The 15,576-nt window shown below is 72.5% G+C and carries 15 protein-coding genes and 2 pseudogenes; 7 read left to right on the top strand and 10 right to left on the bottom strand.

What is annotated here, in order from left to right; translation table 11 throughout:
• Positions 1–19: 19 nt before the first annotated feature.
• The 4 genes from AC07DO_RS04935 to AC07DO_RS04920 all read right to left on the bottom strand — a co-directional run bounded on the left by AC07DO_RS04935 (position 20) and on the right by AC07DO_RS04920 (position 3,193).
• On the bottom strand, positions 20–505 hold the full coding sequence (locus AC07DO_RS04935) for a DUF5304 domain-containing protein (RefSeq protein ID WP_479057098.1): 486 nt from the start codon (positions 503–505) through the stop codon (positions 20–22).
• A 34-nt stretch (positions 506–539) separates the two neighbouring features.
• Positions 540–1,700 (bottom strand): ArsA family ATPase, encoded by a 1,161-nt coding sequence (locus AC07DO_RS04930; RefSeq protein ID WP_479057097.1) that lies wholly within the window; start codon positions 1,698–1,700, stop codon positions 540–542.
• 224 nt (positions 1,701–1,924) lie between these two features.
• Positions 1,925–2,365: an SRPBCC family protein gene (locus tag AC07DO_RS04925; RefSeq protein WP_150219095.1), complete on the bottom strand. Its 441-nt coding sequence runs from the start codon at positions 2,363–2,365 to the stop codon at positions 1,925–1,927.
• A gap of 72 nt (positions 2,366–2,437) precedes the next feature.
• The gene (locus tag AC07DO_RS04920; RefSeq protein ID WP_479057525.1) at positions 2,438–3,193 is read right to left on the bottom strand and encodes a metallophosphoesterase family protein; all 756 of its coding nucleotides are present in this window, start codon (positions 3,191–3,193) and stop codon (positions 2,438–2,440) included.
• Between the two features lie 319 nt (positions 3,194–3,512).
• Between AC07DO_RS04920 and AC07DO_RS04915 the strand changes: the two genes are divergently transcribed.
• Complete coding sequence (locus tag AC07DO_RS04915) at positions 3,513–5,309, top strand: AMP-dependent synthetase/ligase (protein ID WP_479057095.1); 1,797 nt, start codon at positions 3,513–3,515, stop codon at positions 5,307–5,309.
• Positions 5,310–5,591: 282 nt separating this feature from the next.
• On the opposite strand, the gene AC07DO_RS04910 is transcribed toward AC07DO_RS04915, so the two are convergent.
• Positions 5,592–6,734, bottom strand: coding sequence for a glycosyltransferase family 4 protein (locus AC07DO_RS04910; protein ID WP_479057093.1), 1,143 nt, complete (start codon positions 6,732–6,734; stop codon positions 5,592–5,594).
• 163 nt (positions 6,735–6,897) lie between these two features.
• Between AC07DO_RS04910 and AC07DO_RS04905 the strand changes: the two genes are divergently transcribed.
• Positions 6,898–8,136 carry a glycosyltransferase 87 family protein gene (locus tag AC07DO_RS04905; RefSeq protein ID WP_479057091.1) on the top strand — a complete coding sequence of 413 codons (1,239 nt, stop codon included), beginning with the start codon at positions 6,898–6,900 and terminating at the stop codon, positions 8,134–8,136.
• On the opposite strand, the gene AC07DO_RS04900 is transcribed toward AC07DO_RS04905, so the two are convergent.
• The 5 genes from AC07DO_RS04900 to AC07DO_RS04880 all read right to left on the bottom strand — a co-directional run bounded on the left by AC07DO_RS04900 (position 8,093) and on the right by AC07DO_RS04880 (position 13,551).
• Complete coding sequence (locus AC07DO_RS04900) at positions 8,093–9,298, bottom strand: hypothetical protein (RefSeq protein ID WP_479057090.1); 1,206 nt, start codon at positions 9,296–9,298, stop codon at positions 8,093–8,095. The genes AC07DO_RS04905 and AC07DO_RS04900 overlap by 44 nt on opposite strands.
• A gap of 38 nt (positions 9,299–9,336) precedes the next feature.
• On the bottom strand, positions 9,337–10,365 hold the full coding sequence (locus AC07DO_RS04895; RefSeq protein ID WP_479057089.1) for a C40 family peptidase: 1,029 nt from the start codon (positions 10,363–10,365) through the stop codon (positions 9,337–9,339).
• A 241-nt stretch (positions 10,366–10,606) separates the two neighbouring features.
• Positions 10,607–11,638 carry a C40 family peptidase gene (locus AC07DO_RS04890; protein WP_479057088.1) on the bottom strand — a complete coding sequence of 344 codons (1,032 nt, stop codon included), beginning with the start codon at positions 11,636–11,638 and terminating at the stop codon, positions 10,607–10,609.
• Between the two features lie 289 nt (positions 11,639–11,927).
• A complete protein-coding gene (locus AC07DO_RS04885; protein WP_479057087.1) occupies positions 11,928–13,277 on the bottom strand; it encodes an NYN domain-containing protein in 1,350 nt (449 codons plus the stop codon).
• Positions 13,278–13,311: 34 nt separating this feature from the next.
• Positions 13,312–13,551: a hypothetical protein gene (locus AC07DO_RS04880; protein ID WP_150166909.1), complete on the bottom strand. Its 240-nt coding sequence runs from the start codon at positions 13,549–13,551 to the stop codon at positions 13,312–13,314.
• 133 nt (positions 13,552–13,684) lie between these two features.
• Here AC07DO_RS04880 and AC07DO_RS04875 point away from each other — a divergent pair, with 133 nt between their 5' ends.
• The 5 genes and pseudogenes from AC07DO_RS04875 to AC07DO_RS04855 form a co-directional block, all read left to right on the top strand.
• Positions 13,685–14,422, top strand: coding sequence for a rhomboid family intramembrane serine protease (locus tag AC07DO_RS04875; protein WP_479057085.1), 738 nt, complete (start codon positions 13,685–13,687; stop codon positions 14,420–14,422).
• A complete protein-coding gene (locus AC07DO_RS04870; RefSeq protein WP_055566223.1) occupies positions 14,419–14,700 on the top strand; it encodes an Lrp/AsnC family transcriptional regulator in 282 nt (93 codons plus the stop codon). Before AC07DO_RS04875 ends, AC07DO_RS04870 begins: the two co-directional genes overlap by 4 nt.
• A 90-nt stretch (positions 14,701–14,790) precedes the next feature.
• Positions 14,791–15,009, top strand: a complete 219-nt coding sequence (locus AC07DO_RS04865; protein ID WP_479057083.1) for a small hydrophilic protein — start codon at positions 14,791–14,793, stop codon at positions 15,007–15,009.
• Positions 14,997–15,222: pseudogene (locus AC07DO_RS04860) on the top strand (SLC13 family permease); the annotation flags it as partial. The gene AC07DO_RS04865 and the pseudogene AC07DO_RS04860, both read left to right, overlap by 13 nt.
• Positions 15,214–15,560, top strand: a pseudogene (locus tag AC07DO_RS04855) (glycerate kinase); the annotation flags it as partial. The pseudogenes AC07DO_RS04860 and AC07DO_RS04855, both read left to right, overlap by 9 nt.
• Between the last annotated feature and the right edge of the window lie 16 nt (positions 15,561–15,576).

Genomic DNA, 15,576 nt, shown 5'->3' with positions numbered 1-15,576 from the left:
CCACCGTACCCGAGGGGGATCAGTCCAGATCGATGTGTTCGCCCGCGGAGGAGCCGCCGTCGCGGGGGTCCCGGCCGGGCGCGGCGTCCTTCGTGGCGTCGTCCGCGCCGTCGCCGCGGGTCCACCGGCTCTCCTGGCCCTCGACCGCCGAGCGGTAGGCGGCGAGCAGCTCGGAGCCCGCCGCGGCGAGGTGGTCGAAGACGTCGGGGTTGCGTTCGATGACCGGCTCGACGACGGCCTTCGCCTCCTTGGCGACCTGCCGGAGCGTCTGCTCGACGGCACCCTGCGCGACCGCGCCGAACAGTGGCGCCTGAAGTCCGGAGAGTTTGTCCGAGACGACGTCGAACAGCTTGCGCAGCTCCTCGGCCGCGGAGCCGGGCGGCGGCCCGTACTGGGCGCGGCGGCGGGCCTTCTCCGCCGCGAGGTCCTCGGCGCACGCCCTTTCCCAGGCGTCGCCGTGGCTTTCCTGGGGTTCCGGGGCTTCGCGCTCGGTGGCATCGCTCATGCCACTCGACGTTACCCGAATGGAGGTACGGCGTTCACCGCTCGCGCGGCCACAGATCCGGGTCGGGCGCGAACCGCACCCTGAGCTCGCCCTCGCGCAGCCCGGCCCCCGCGACGGTGCAGCGGCGCAGCGCGGACGGCAGGGTGACGATGCGGCGGTAGGGGCCCGCGGTGACGACGAGCTCGTCACCGCGCCGGATGAGGCCGAGTTCCTCGCGGGTGACGTGGGGCAGCGGAACGTGCCACACATACGCGTGGCTCCCGTCGTCCTCGGGTGCTTCCGTGACTGGCCAGGCGGCGGGGTCGGGGGCCGCCCCGGGGGCGGTCAGGCCGAGGGCCTCGAGGTCGTCGGTGCCGCGGGGGTCGCGGCCGAGGTGCGGGGCCCTGACGACGTGGTCGTACGCCGACTCCCACGCGTCGAGCGTCTTGTGCTGCTGGGCGACGAGTCCGGCGAGCCAGGTGTCGGGGCTCGCGTCCGGCAGGATCCGGTTGGCGACGAGGAGGTCGGTGCGCAGGCCGTGCAGGGCGAGGCCGGTGGCGGCGCTACGGACGGCGTCGGCGCCCGCGGGGCCGGGTTCGGCGACCAGGCGGACGGTGGTGCCGGGGGCCTCGATCACGCGCTGGACGGCGGCGAGTTCGTCCTCCCCGCGGGCCGCGGCCTCGTACAGCCAGGCGGCCGGCATGGGGACACCGGCGAGCCGGCCGAGCATGGGGCGCAGGGCGCGGGCCGCCTGGCGCTCGGGCGGGAGCAGCCGGCGCAGATAGCGGCGGAGCTGTTCGGGCAGGGCGAGGGTCGCGAGGGCCCTCGGGGTGGGCGGCAGGTCGACGACCACGGTGTCGTACGTGCCGTCGCGGCCGGCGTCGCGCAGGGCGCGCAGCAGGGCCAGCTCCTCCGCTCCGGGCAGCGGGGTCAGCTCCTCGCCGTCGAGCCGCTCGGCGCCGAGCAGGTCGAGGGCGGAGGCGGCACGTTCCTGCAGGGCGAGCAGGTCGTCGCGGAAGCGGTCGTCGGGGGCGGGGCGGTGGGTGGTGAGCGCCGGATGCGCGTCCGGGGCGCCGAGCGCCGTGCCGAGGGTGTCGGCGCGGTCGGCGGAGATCACCAGGCTCCGCCGGCCGGCCCGCGCCGCGGCGAGCGCGGTGGCGGCGGCGACGGTGGTGCGGCCGGCTCCGCCGGGGCCGGTGATGAGGAGGGTGCGCATGGTGGTGAACGGTACGTGAGGCGGCGGGGCGCCGGGGCGGGGGCGGTCACTCGCCGTGGGGGGGAGCGGTCTGTTTGCGGCTGCCGGTTCGTTGTGGCTGGTCGCGCAGTTCCCCGCGCCCCTGAAAGCAGGGGCTGCGCCCCGCTTTCCCCGAGCCCCGCAAGCCTGGACCGCGCCCCGCTTTGCCCGCGGCCCCGGAAGCCTGGACCGCGATCGGCTTCCCGTCAGGCTTCCTTGGACTCGACTCGCTTCTTGAGGCCTGCCAGGGCTCGGTCGATGATGACCTTTTCCGCCTTGCGCTTGATCATGCCGAGCATGGGGATCTTGACGTCCACGGTGAGGCGGTAGGTGACCTCGGTGCCGGAGGCGGTCGGGCGCAGGAGGTAGGAGCCGTCCAGCGAGCGCAGCATCTGGGACTTCACGAGGGTCCAGCTGACCTCGTCGTCCCCGGTCCAGGTGTAGCCCAGCGTCTGGTCGTCCTTGATCGCGCCCGCGTCCATGACGAGGCGGACCTGCTCGGCGCGGCCCCGCTCGTCGGTGGCGAGCACCTGGGCCTCCTTCACCTCACCCGTCCAGTCCGGGTAGCGAGCGAAGTCGGCGATCACTCCCATGACCTCGGCCGGTGCCGCCTCGATCGTGATGCTCGAGCTGGTGTGTTCCGCCATCGCTGTGGCTCCTCCAGATGCGGTCCGGGATGGGGGTGGTGCAACGCGTGAAGGCTACCGCGCGCGGGACGGTCACCACTCCAGGGCCCAGGGCCTGGATGTCCCGGCGAAGTGCCCGACGTTCACGCACTCCGTCGCGCCGACGCGCATGCGCCGGACGAGCGGCTGGTGGACGTGGCCGAAGAGGGCGTACCGGGGGCGGGTCCTGTGGATCGCGTCGAGCAGCGCCCGGCTGCCCCGCTCGAAGCGCCGGGCCACGGTGTCGTAGAGGAGCTCGGGTACGTCCGGCGGGATGTGGGTGCACAGGACGTCGACCTCGCCGACGGCCTCGATCTTGGCGGCGTACTCCTCGTCGGAGATCTCGTAGGGCGTACGCATCGGGGTGCGCAGGCCGCCGCCGACGAAGCCGAAGACGCGGCCGCCGATCTCGACGCGCTCGCCGTCGAGGACGGTGGTGCCGGGTCCTGCGTACTCCGGCCACAGGGAGGGGATGTCGACGTTGCCGTAGGTGGCGTAGGTCGGAGTGGGGAAGGCGGCGAACAATTCGGCGTACTGCTTGCGGACGGCGCCCTCGATCACGGCGGCCCGGTCACTGTCGACGGTCCCCCACAGTTTTCGGCCGAATTCCCTGGCCTCGTCAAAACGGCGTGCGGTACGCAGCTCCACCAGCCTCGTCGCGTTCTCGGCGCCGAACAGGTCGGGGAAGATGCCGCGCGCGTGGTCGGCGTAGTCGAGGAAGAGCACGAGGTCACCGAGGCAGACCAGCGCGTCCGCGCCGTCCCCCGCACGCGCGAGTGCTTCGGTGTTGCCGTGCACGTCACTGACCACATTGACCCGGAAAGCTGGCATGCCGATCACCCTAGGACGGTCGTCCCGGGGGCGGTAGAGGCCCGGTCCAGCGGCCGGACCTGCGGTTACTTCCGAGTCGGGAAGACGGTGGCGTACTGTGCGATTCAGAGCACGACGACGTGTGACGCACCGAACATCTGGGCCTGCCCCCCTACCGAACCAGCCATACCGATGGGTAACGTCCGGGCAGTCCAGTAGTGCTCAGCCCCCCACTCGACTGAGCACCTGCCCGATCTTGGACCGCACCGTCGCAGCACACAACGTCGTGGCGCCGGCGCCCTATGTAGGAGCAGCAGTCTTGCGCGAGTTCAGCCTTCCGGCCCTGTACGAGGTCCCTGCGGACGGCAATCTGACAGACATCGTCCGTAGAAATGCCGCGCAGCACCCGGACGTCGCCGTCATCGGCCGCAAGGTCGAGGGCCGCTGGCAGGACGTCACGGCCAAGGCCTTCCTCGCCGACGTGCGCGCCACCGCCAAGGGTCTGATCGCCGCCGGAGTGCGCCCCGGCGACCGCGTCGGCCTGATGTCCCGCACCCGGTACGAGTGGACGCTCCTCGACTTCGCCATCTGGAGCGCGGGCGCGGTCACCGTTCCCGTGTACGAGACGAGCTCCGCCGAGCAGATCCAGTGGATCCTCGGTGACTCCGGCGCCGTGGCCTGTGTCGTGGAGCTCGACGCGCACGCCGCGACCGTCGAGTCGGTGCGCGAGGCGCTGCCCGCCCTGAAGAACGTCTGGCAGATCGACGCGGGCGGCGTCGAGGAGCTGCACGGCGCGGGCGCGGAGGTGCCGGACGCGACCGTCGACGAGCGCAGCGCCGCCGCCAAGGCCGACGACCCCGCCACGATCGTCTACACCTCGGGCACGACGGGCCGCCCCAAGGGCTGTGTCCTCACCCACCGCAGCTTCTTCGCGGAGTGCGGCAACGTGGTGGAGCGCCTGAAGCCCCTGTTCCGTACGGGCGAGTGTTCGGTCCTCCTCTTCCTCCCCGTCGCCCACGTCTTCGGACGTCTCGTCGAGGTCGCCGCGCTGATGGCGCCGATCAAGCTGGGCCACGCGCCCGACGTCAAGAACCTCACGGACGAGCTGGCCTCCTTCCGGCCGACGATGGTCCTGGGCGTGCCGCGCGTCTTCGAGAAGGTCTACAACTCGGCGCGCGCGAAGGCGCAGGCCGACGGCAAGGGCAAGATCTTCGACAAGGCGGCGGACACGGCCATCGCGTACAGCCGCGCCCTGGACACGCCGTCGGGCCCGTCGCTGGGCCTGCGCCTCAAGCACACGCTCTTCGACAAACTGGTCTTCAGCAAGCTGCGCGCGGTCCTCGGCGGGCGCGGCGAGTACGCGATCTCGGGCGGGGCGCCGCTGGGCGAGCGTCTGGGCCACTTCTTCCGCGGCATCGGCTTCACGGTCCTCGAGGGGTACGGCCTGACGGAGTCGTGCGCGGCCACGGCCTTCAACCCGTGGGACCGCCAGAAGATCGGCACGGTCGGCCAGCCGCTGCCCGGGTCGGTCGTGCGGATAGCGGACGACGGTGAGGTCCTGCTCCACGGCGAGCACCTGTTCTCGCGCTACTGGAACAACGAGGGCGCCACGGAGGAGGCTCTCGCGGACGGCTGGTTCCACACGGGGGACATCGGGACGCTCGACGAGGACGGGTATCTGCGGATCACCGGCCGCAAGAAGGAAATCATCGTCACGGCCGGCGGCAAGAACGTCGCTCCGGCCGTCATCGAGGACCGTATCCGCGCGCACGCGCTGGTCGCCGAGTGCATGGTCGTCGGGGACGGCCGCCCGTTCGTGGGCGCCCTGGTCACCGTCGACGACGAGTTCCTCGGCCGGTGGGCGGTCGAGCACGGCAAGCCTGCCGACTCCTCCGCGTCCTCCCTCCGCGACGACGCGGACCTCCTCGCGGCGATCCAGAGCGCGGTGGACGACGGCAACGCGGCGGTCTCCAAGGCGGAGTCCGTCCGCAAGTTCCGCATCATCGGCTCGCAGTTCACGGAGGAGTCGGGGCACTTGACTCCGTCGCTGAAGCTGAAGAGGAACGTGGTGGCGAAGGACTACGCGGACGAGATCGAGGCGATTTACCGCGGGTAGCGTTGGCGGGGCGCCCACTCGCCGTAGCCCGAAGCTCCGTTCGCGAGTCCCCCGCCGCCGTGGTTGCTCGCGCAGTTCCCCGCGCCCCTGAAGCAGGGGCTGCGCCCCGCTTCCCCCCTGCCGCCCCGAGGAGGCGGCGGAGCCGCCTTCCAGGGGCGCGGGGAACTGCGCGAGCAACCCCCACCGGCCGTCAGACGCGGAACGAGATCCGTGGCAGGGCCGTGGGCGGCGTTTCCAGGGGCGCGGGGAACCGCGCGGAAACCGCCACCCAGGGCCCGCGGCCTACAGAAGCGCCTTCAGGTTCTCCGCCAAGAGGTCCCAGCGCCACTTCTCCTCCACCCAGGAACGCCCCCGCTCCCCCATCCGGGAGCGCAGCTCCGCGTCGCCGAGCAGGGCGACGATCCGGTCCGCCGCCTCCTCGGGCGCGCCGCCCCGGACGACCCACCCCGTCTCCCCGTCCCGCACCGCGTCCGGCGCCCCGCCGGAGTCCCCCGCGACGACCGGCAGGCCCGTCGCGGACGCCTCCAGGTAGACGATGCCGAGTCCCTCGACGTCCAGTCCCCCGCGCCGGGTCCGGCAGGGCATGGCGAAGACGTCGCCCGCGCCGTAGTGCGCGGGGAGTTCCGACCAGGGCACGACCCCCGTGAAGCGGACGGAGTCCGCGACCCCCGTCTCGGCCGCGAGCCGACGCAGGTCCTTCTCGTACGGGCCGCCCCCGACGATCAGCAGCACCGTGTCCGGCTCCGAGGCGAGAATCCTCGGCATGGCGAGGATCAACGTGTCCTGGCCCTTGCGCGGCACGAGCCGTGAGACGCACACCACCACGGGCCGGTCGGTCAGACCGAGCCGCGCCCGCACCACATCGCCCCCGGACCCGGGGTGGAAGGTCTTCTCGTCGACGCCGGGCGGGAGTTGGACCATGCGCGCCGCCGCCGCGGGACTCAGCGCCGCCGCGATCCGCGAGCGCGTGTACTCGCCGAGATAGGTGATCGTGTCCGTCGACTCCCCGATCCGGCGGAGGAGTTGGCGGGAGGCGGGGAGCTGGGCCCAGCCCGCCTCGTGGCCGTGGGTCGTGGCGACCAGCCGCGTCGCGCCCGCCTTGCGCAGCGCGGGCGCCATGAGCCCGAGCGGCGCCGCCGCCCCGAACCACACCGACGTACAGCCGTGTTCCCGCAGGAGCGACACCGCGCGACGGGTGACGCGCGGGGTCGGCAGCAGCATCGTCGTGGAGTCGCGTACGACCTGGAAGGGCTGCTCGGCGTCGAAGGCCGCGGTCGCCTCCGCGCCTTCGCGGCCCCGCTTACACGTGGAGGCGTAGACGACGAGGCGCTCGGGGTCCAGGCGCAGCGCCATGTTGTGCAGGAACGCCTGGATGCCACCGGGCCTGGGCGGGAAGTCGTTCGTGACGATCAGGGTCTTGTGCATCGCGCACGACAGTACCGAAAGCCACCGGCCGCGCCGAAAACGCCGGCCGCGCCGGAGCCGCCGCCCGTGCTCAACGGCCCAGCCTCTTCGCCCCGGCCCGGTCCCGCCCGGCATCATGACGTCTCGAACCACAATTAAGTATGCGAAAAGGGGCGAGGCGCTCATGACACGCATCCTGACTGTCTGGGGCCTGACCAGGACCCTCCTGCTGCTCTGCGTCCTCCACGTGTTCACGGCCCCCGGACCCGACGTGACCAGCGACGTCTCCGTCATCTACCAGGGCTGGTACGAGATCCTGCGCACCGGCACCTTCCCGCTCGACGACGTCACGTGGCAGTACCCGCCCGCCGCCGCCCTCGCGGTCCTCTCCCCCGCCCTGCTGCCCTTCCTCGGCTACGCGCCGGCCTTCTCCGCGCTGTGCCTGCTGTGCGACGCGGCGGTGTGCGGGCTGCTCCTGTACGCCGGGCGGCGGCCCGGCAAATCGCTGCGGGGCGCCTGGGTGTGGGTGATCGGCGTGGCCCTGCTCGGGCCCACCGGATACGCGCGGTACGACGTGATGGTCGCCGCCGTCGCGGTCGCCGGACTGCTCGCCGGGGCGCGGCATCCGCGCACGATGGGGGCGCTCGCGGGGTTCGGGGCGCTGCTCAAGGGGTGGCCGGTGCTGCTGCTCGTCGGCGCGCCGCGCGGGCGGGCGACGCGCCGGTCGTGGATCGCGGCCGCGGGCACGGCCCTCGTCCTCGCGCTGGCGTTCCTGGTGACGATGCCGGGTGCCCTGGCGTTCCTCACCTTCCAGCGCGACCGCGGCACCGAGGTGGAGTCGCTCGGCGCGCTCGTCTTCCACGTCGCGCGCCACTTCGGCTGGCAGGGCGAAGTGCGGCTCAATTACGGCTCGGTGGAATTCCTGGGCCCGTACGTCCCACTGGTGAGCACGCTCGCGCAGGGCCTGTCGGTGGCCGCCTTCTGCTGGCTCCTGGTGTGGCGGCTGCGCGCCCGGGTCCGTGCGGCGAGCACCCCCGCGGACGCCGCGTTCGTCGCGGTGCTGCTCTTCACCACGACGAGCCGGGTGATCAGCCCGCAGTACATGCTGTGGCTGGTCGGGACGGCCGCCGTGTGCCTGGCGTTCCGTGCGAGCCCCATGGCGGCGCCGGCGCGGCTGGTGCTCGTGGCCACGTTCGTGACGTTCCTGGAGTTCCCCGTGTGGTTCTCGCACGTGGTCGCCGGCGACCCGCTGGGCCTGGCCCTGCTGCTCGTGCGCAACGGCCTGCTGGTCGCGGCGACCGTGCTGGCCTGCCGGAACCTGTGGCGCCGGACGGTGTCCGCGCCGCGCGGGGCCGCGCCGCACCCGGTGCCGGAGCAGATCAGCCAAGCTCCGCGCGCAGATACGTACGCCAGCGCGCCGTGAAGTCCTCGGGCGTGGTGTCCAGGACGCCCCGCAGCGCGCCCTCGACCGCGCCCTCCCGCCCGTCGTGGGCGCCCACCGCCTCGTAGAAGTCCGTGAGCTTCCGCTCGCCCCACTGCTCGGCGATCATCCGGCAGGCCAGCCACGCGCCCTCGTACGCCCCCGCGAGCCTCGTGGCGTCCCCGCCGAAGCCGAAGTCCTTGTCCTCGGGGAGCGCGGCGGGCAGCCGGCTGCGCTGCACCGCGCGCCGCAGCTCGGGCGCGGCCTGTGCGGCGGTGCGTCCGGTGCCGCGGTAACCCACCCAGTCGGCGAAGCCCTCGGAGAGCCAGAGCGGGGTGGCCGCGGAGGTCTGCGTGCGGGTCGCGACGTGGGTCGCCTCGTGGGTGAGGACGACCCGCTTGCCGAAGTCGCCGAGGACGCCGTACGCCTCGGGGTTGAGGATGATCCGGTCGGCCGGGGCCCGTCCCGACCCGCCCGTCTCGCCGGTGGTGACCGCGGCGATCCCGCGGTAGCCGGACGCGGGTGCTCCGAGGAGCCCCGCCATGCCGTCGAGCGACCGTGGCACGAGGACGACGATCCGCCCCGGCCACTTCCCCGGCCAGGCGTCCCGCACCGCGGGCACCGCCCGGTCGGCGAGCTCACGGTGGGCGCGCAGCTCGGCGGCGCTCTGCCCGACGCCGAGGACGAGGCTGCGCCCGCCGCGCTCGGCGGTCACGCGACCCTGGTCCCAGAGCTGTTCGCCGGTCTTCTTCGCGGGCCGCTCGGCGGTGACGTACCACTGCCCGCCGGTGCGCCGCAGCGAGAGCGAGCGCTCGGCGGTGATCGGCGCGCGGTCGTAGCCCTTGACGCGGTAGCGGAGTTCGGCGCTCGCCGTGGCCCTGGAGCCGTCGCGGTCGAGGCCGGTCAGCCGGTAGTCCCAGGAGTCCAGCGGGACGGCGCGCAGGCGCCCGAAGAGGTCCTCGGCGCCCTTCGCGGGGCGCTCGGTCCTGTCGTACGCCTTCTCGTCCCCGTCGAGGACGGCCCGCGCCCGCCGGTCGAGGACCTCGCGCACCTCGCCCGCGGCCGCGTCGGGGACGGGGTCCCGGCCGCCGCACCCGGCCAGCGCGATGAGACAGAGGGCGCAGCACAGCGCCACCCACCATGACCCACGTCCGTGACCTGCCACCTTCCCGATCGTACGGGGCGTGCGCGGTGGACGGCCGGTCAGATCCGCGTCACGGACGACACCGGCATCATGCCGACGGGGTCGTAGCGGACCGGTGCTCCGGGGTAGGGGGCGTGCACCACCTGGCCGTTGCCCATGTACATCCCGATGTGGCTGGCGTCGTCGCGGTAGGCGACCAGGTCACCGGGTTGCGCCTCGGACAGGGACACCTGGCGTCCCGCGTACCGCTGGGCCTGCGAGGTGCGCGGCAGGCCGACCCCGGCCTGGGCGTACGACCACTGCATCAGCCCGGAACAGTCGAATCCGGAGGGTCCGTTGGCGCCCCACACGTAGGGCTTGCCGATCGCGGACCTGGCGGCGGCGATCGCGGCGGCGGCCCGCGAGGAGGACGGGGCGCCGCCGAGCTCCGGGAGGCCGTCGCGCCCGCCGGACCGCGAGGACCTGTCGTAGGCGTCGCGCTCGTCGTCGGACAGCGAGTTGAGGAGCTTCCTGGCCTTGGCGAGCTTGTGCTCGACGGCGCGCTTGTGGCGGGCGACGGTGGTGCGGCTCTTCTCCAGCTCGGCGAGTTTGCGGCCCGCCTCCGCGCGCTGCTGCGCGAGGGTGCGCTGCGCCCGCTGCAGATCGGCCAGTTCGCCCGCCTGGCGGGCGCTGACGCGGTCGAGGACCGAGGCCCGCTCCAGGTAGGCGTCCGGGTCGGAGGAGAGCATCAGGGCCAGCGAGGGGTCGATGCCGCCCGCGCGGTACTGCGCCCCCGCGAGGGCGCCGAGGGCGCCGCGCATCCGGTTGATGCGCTCCTGGCCGCGCGCGACGCTGTCCTTGGCCCGGGCGACCTGCGCGCGCAGCTTGTCGGCGTGCTCGTCGGCCTTGTTGTACGACTCGGTCGCCTGCTCGGCCTGTTCGTAGAGCCGGTCCACCTTGGCGCGCGTGTCGGACGGCTTGTCCTGCGGCGCGGCACCTGCGGGTGCGGCAGCGAGGGCCGCCGCCGCGGTGGCCGCTGCCGCTGAAAGGACGGTCACGCGCGTGCTCCGGTCGAGACCGGGCTGTGCGGGACGGCGATGGAACCCCACGGGACGCCGCTCTCCCTTCCGCTGACGAACCCCCGGGCCGTCCCGGGGAATGCGCGCCGACAGTAGCCGTGCGCGAACGGACGGCCAAAGACCCATACGGGTGCGGAAAGGGCGCGGACAGCCCGACGCCCCGCTTCAGACGCAGGTCATCAACGGGGCGTGGGGTCAGCGGGAGTTGCCGGAATTCGCCCGTTCGGGCGGTGTCGGCAGCGCGTTGACGGCGGGCGTCAACCGTGAGTCGTCAGACGCGGACGCCGAACTGGAAGGTGCCGAGGTACGCCATCGACTCGTAGCGCACCGAGGCGCCGGGGTGCGGGGCGTGCAGCACCTGGCCGTTGCCCGCGTAGAAGCCGACGTGCGCGAGGTTGTTGAAGAACACCAGGTCGCCGGGCTTGAGGTCGCCGCGGCCGATCCGCGTGCCGTCGTTCTGCTGGGTGTACGTGGTCCGGGAGATGTGGACACCGGCCTGCGCGAACCCCCACTGGGTGAGGCCGGAGCAGTCGTAGGAATTGGGGCCGGTGCCACCGGAGACGTAGGGCTTGCCTATCTGGGTGGCGGCGGCAGCCATGGCGGCGGCGCCGCGGCCGGAGGCGGGCGCCTCGTCGCCGAGGTCCACGCGCTTGTCGGCGGCGCGGCTCGCGCGCTTCTGCTCCTTGGCGTCCAGCGCCGCCTTCTCCTTGGCGGTCAGCGTGTTGAGGAGCTTCTGCGCCTCGCCGAGCTTGCCCTGGACTTCCTTCTTCTTCTTGCCGAGCTCCGTACGGGTGTCGGCGAGGTCGTCCAGCTTGCCCGCGGCCTCCTTGCGCTGCTGCGCGAGGTCCCGCTGCTTCTTCTGGATCTTCTTGAGTCCGTCGACCTGCTGGCTGCTCAGCTGGTCGAGGGTGGACGCCTTGTCGAGGTAGTCGTCCGGGTCGGAGGAGAGGAAGAGCTGCAGGGAGGGGTCGATGCCGCCGGAGCGGTACTGGGCGCTGGCCATCGAACCGAGGCCGTCGCGCAGGTCGTTGAGCTCCTCCTGGCCGCGGGCGACCTTGTCCTGGAGGTCGCCGATCTGCTTCTCGAGCTTCTCCTGCTTCTCCTTGGCCCCGTTGTACTTGTCGGTGGCCCGCTCCGCCTCTTCGTAGAGCTTGTCGACCTTGGACTTGACCTCGTCCTTGCTCGGCTTGGGCGCGGCCTGGGCGGCACCCTGCGAGGTGAGGGCCACGGCAGCGGCGGCGGTTGCGGTGAGCACGGTCACGCGGGTGCGGCTCGGCTGCTTGGGTCGACGGTGGGACGCCACGAAGGCGGCTCCTTCTTCCTCCAGCCGCCTACCGAGACCCGGTGGGCGGGTACCGCCGCCGTCACCCCGGATGGGTGATCAACCGAGCGGAGGTTCGAGGTGACATTAGTGACCTCCTTGTGATCAGTTCAAATCACACCATCAAAAAATCGTCCCGAGAGGCCATTCTTTACTCATGACGCACAGTCAGTGATGATCTTCTGACGCTACGTCGCGTGAGGGAGGCCTCAATTCGGGCATAGGGCGCAGGAGTTGCCGAGAACCGCGTAGCCCACCGAAAGCCCCGCTCTCAACCGCGCGAAAGCCTCTTCAGGAGCACCGCCGAAGCCACCGGCCGCGCCCCCGCCTTCGCGATCCCGTCGGCCACCTCGCGGTCGGTCGAGACGACCACCACGGGCCGCCCCGGCGGCTCCGCGCGCACCAGCTGACGGATCAACTCGTCAGCGGTGACGCCCGGCTTGGAGAAGAGCACCCGCACCCCGCGCGGCGGCGCGAGCAGCACGGGCGCCGCCAGCTCCGCGCCGTCGAAGACGCAGGTGACCTCGGCGCCCGACTGCAGGGCGAGCTGCGAGAGCGAACCGAGCAGCCGCAGCCGCTGCTTCTCCAACGGCATGGTCGGATAGCCGGTCTTGGTGACGTTGTAGCCGTCCACGACCAGGTGGGCCTGGGGCAGCGCGAGGAGCTGGTCCAGGATCGCCGGGTCGTTCTCGGAGAGCGCGCGGGCGGCGATGTCCTTGGGCGACATCCGTCCCGGCTCGACGGCGTCCACGGTCTCCGCGGGCCGCACGGAGACCGGCGGCAGGGCGAGCTCGCGCCGCAGCCCCTGCGTCGCTTCCAGGACCGTGTCGAGCAGCAGGCGCACCCGCATGTCCTCGACGCTGCGTCCCTCGCGCGCGGCCCTGCGGCTGGCCTCGAGGGCGGCCTCGGTCTCGCCGAGCCGCGCCTTGAGCCGCCGCGCCTCGCTCTCGGCGGCGGACACCTGCGCCTGCCCCTCGGCGCGCACGGCCTCGACCTCCGCGGTGGCCTTGCGCAGTGCGGCCTCGCCGCGCTTGACGTCGCTGAGCGCGCCGCGCAGTTTGCGGTGCATCGATTCGGCTTCCCTGCGTGCCGATTCGAGCTCGACGCGCAGCCGCTCGGTCTCCGCCCTGGTCTGGCCGCGGGCCGCGACCAGCTCCTCACGGAGCCGCTCGAGCTCCGCCCTGGTCTCGTCGTCGACGCGTTCGGCGTCGGCCCGCTGCGCCTCCTCGCCCGCGGCGGTGACCAGCTTCACCCAGCCGGTCGGCCGCAGCACGTAGGCCGCGGCGGCCACGTCGAGGGGGTCGGCGGCGGGGGGCGGCGAGCCCGAGTCCAGGGCGCCGGCCAGCTCGGGCTGGACCTCCCTGAGGCGTTCGCCGATGCGCTGCCGGAAGAGGGTGTCGTTCTCCACCGCGGCCGCCATGGCGTTGGCCGCGAACTTCGCGCGCCGGGTCGGCGTGAACCGCGCGTACTGCCGCAGCTGCGCGGGCAACTCGGCCAGGGTGAGACCGCCGAAGCCGTCCGAGACGATCTGGACGACCCGCCGACGCACCCCGTCAGGCAGCGGACGGTCGAGCACCTCAGCGGCGCCGTCGTCCGGCTCCCCGCCTGAGCTCTCCACCATCCGTCACCCCACTAGCTGTGCGGGCCCCGCTCCCTCAGGAGTCGGTGCCCGGCCTGTCCACGAGTTCCACCTGATCCACCGCGTTGCACCAGCGGCAGCGCACCGACTCGATGGTCTCACTGACCACCTCGCGTTCCTCGACGTTCGACTCTCCGGCCAGGTCGAGATGGACATACTCGACGACCTTCGAGCTGCGGGTCACGTCAAAACGCGTGAGGTTGCCGCACAGCGTGCAGCGCCACCTGGTGGTGTCCGTCGGCAGGGGGACCGTCATCGTGGCTGCTTTCCGTCGGTGTCCTTGGTGCGTATTGCCCGTAACCCTAAGGCCTGTAAGGGGCACCACGTGGCGGCCTCCACGGCGGCATGGCGGTCTGTGCAGGTAGCGCCCGTTACGTCATGCTCTGTTCATGATCGCCACATGGGGTACGAAGGCGGGCCGACTGCTCAGGGGACAGTCCGCCCCGGTGACGTACGGACTGATCGCCGTCTGCTGCGTGATCTTCGTGATCTCGCCGGTGTCCGGGTTCAACCCCTCGTACGGCAGGGGCAATGAACTGCTCGCCGCGCAGCAGGCCTACTTCGAGCGGTGGGGCGTCGTCCCCGTCGAGCTCTTCAAGGGCGTCCCGCGTGCCGCCCTGGGACCGTTCACCGCTCTGTTCGTCCACGGGAGCTGGCTGCATCTGCTCGGGAACATGCTGTTCCTGTACGTGTTCGGGGCCATGGTCGAGGAACGCATGGGGCACCTCCTGTACGCGTTCTTCTACGTCTGCTGCGGCTACTTCGCCCTGCTCGCCTACGCGGCCGCGCACGCGGGCTCCGACCAGACGCTCGTGGGGGCGTCCGGGGCGATCTCCGCCGTCCTCGGCGCCTTCCTCTATCTCTTCCCTAAGGCGCGCGTCACCAGCCTCTTCCCGTTCCTCTTCTTCCTGCCGCTGCGCTTTCCCGCATGGGTGGTGCTGCCGTTCTGGGTGGCGCTGCAGTGGCTGGCGGCGGGGCAGGGCGGCAAGGGCACCGGGGTGGCCTATCTGGCGCACCTCGTGGGCTTCTCGCTCGGGTTCCTCTTCGCGTGGGGGTGGAGTCTGCGGAGGACTAGAGTGCATGTGAAAGGCAGCGCACCGGCCACCGAGGGAGACAGCCAGCCGTGATCACCGCGATCGTGCTCATCAAGACCAGCGTGGACCGGATTCCGGAGATCGCCGAGTCGATCGCCGCGCTCGACTCGGTCAGCGAGGTCTTCTCCGTGACCGGTACGTACGACCTGATCGCGATGGTGCGCGTGCCGCGCCACGACGACCTGGCGGACGTCATCCCCGGCCGGATCAGCAAGATCCCGGGCGTCGAGGGGACGGACACGCACGTCGCCTTCCGCACGTACTCGCAGCACGACCTCGAAGCCGCCTTCGCGATCGGTCTCGACTCCTGATCACCGGGAGCTCCGGCACGCTCCCCGCATGAGGGTTCCTTCATCCACGCCTCACCCTGGCGGTGCGGTCCGCCGCGCACCCTCGCAGTCATGGCCTTCTCCCGCCGCACGGCCGCCCCGGCCGCGGCCGTCGCGATTCCGCTCGGCACCGCCGCGACCAGCTACGTCCTGACGCACAGCCCCGAGCAGCCCAAGGCCCCGCCCAAGGCGGAGCTGGAGTGCAGCTCGCCGTCCTCGAAGCCGGCCCCATCCGCGGACCCCCTCCGCGCGGCGCCAAGGTCCTCGTCGGCCGGAAGCGACTGGTCGTGATGCCCGCGCTGCTCTTTCCGCCCGTGATCGGGGTCGCGCTCGCCGAGGCGGGGGCGGCGAGACGGCTGGTCTCAGGGCTGCCCCTGGACCTCCCCGCCTGACTGGCTGTGCCTCGTCGCGGTCAGCACGGCCGCGCACCTAGTCCTGCAGTCCCGCTCGGCCCGCTCGTCGGTCCTGGTACCGCTGGTCGTGGCGGCGGCCGTCGGTGCGGGCGCCCTGCACACCCTCGGGGCCAGGCTCCTGGACCTCGACGGAGGGGAACCGCCGCGCGGGGGCCGGGAGTTGACGCTCCTGAACCGCATCGACCCGACCGGCATCGACCCGCGCCTCGCGGACACCGGGATCCGCGTCGCCTGCAACCCCTTCGACGTCCTGTGCGCGGCGTCGCCCGTGCCTTCGGCCCGCAAAAGGGCGCGACACCCACCCAGGTCGGGCACCTCGCCGCCGCCCCGGAGCACTGGGCGCACCTCCTCATCCGGTACCTGCGGGCGCGCGCCGACCTCGTCGTCCCCGCGGAGGGCGCCCTCGACCACCGGGCGCCGCGCGGACGATCGTGCTCGGCTCACG

The sequence above is a fragment of the Streptomyces sp. NPDC045678 genome, assembly GCF_056432085.1.
The sequence above is the reverse complement of the archived record's forward strand: the minus strand, read 5'-3'. Positions and strand labels throughout refer to the sequence as shown.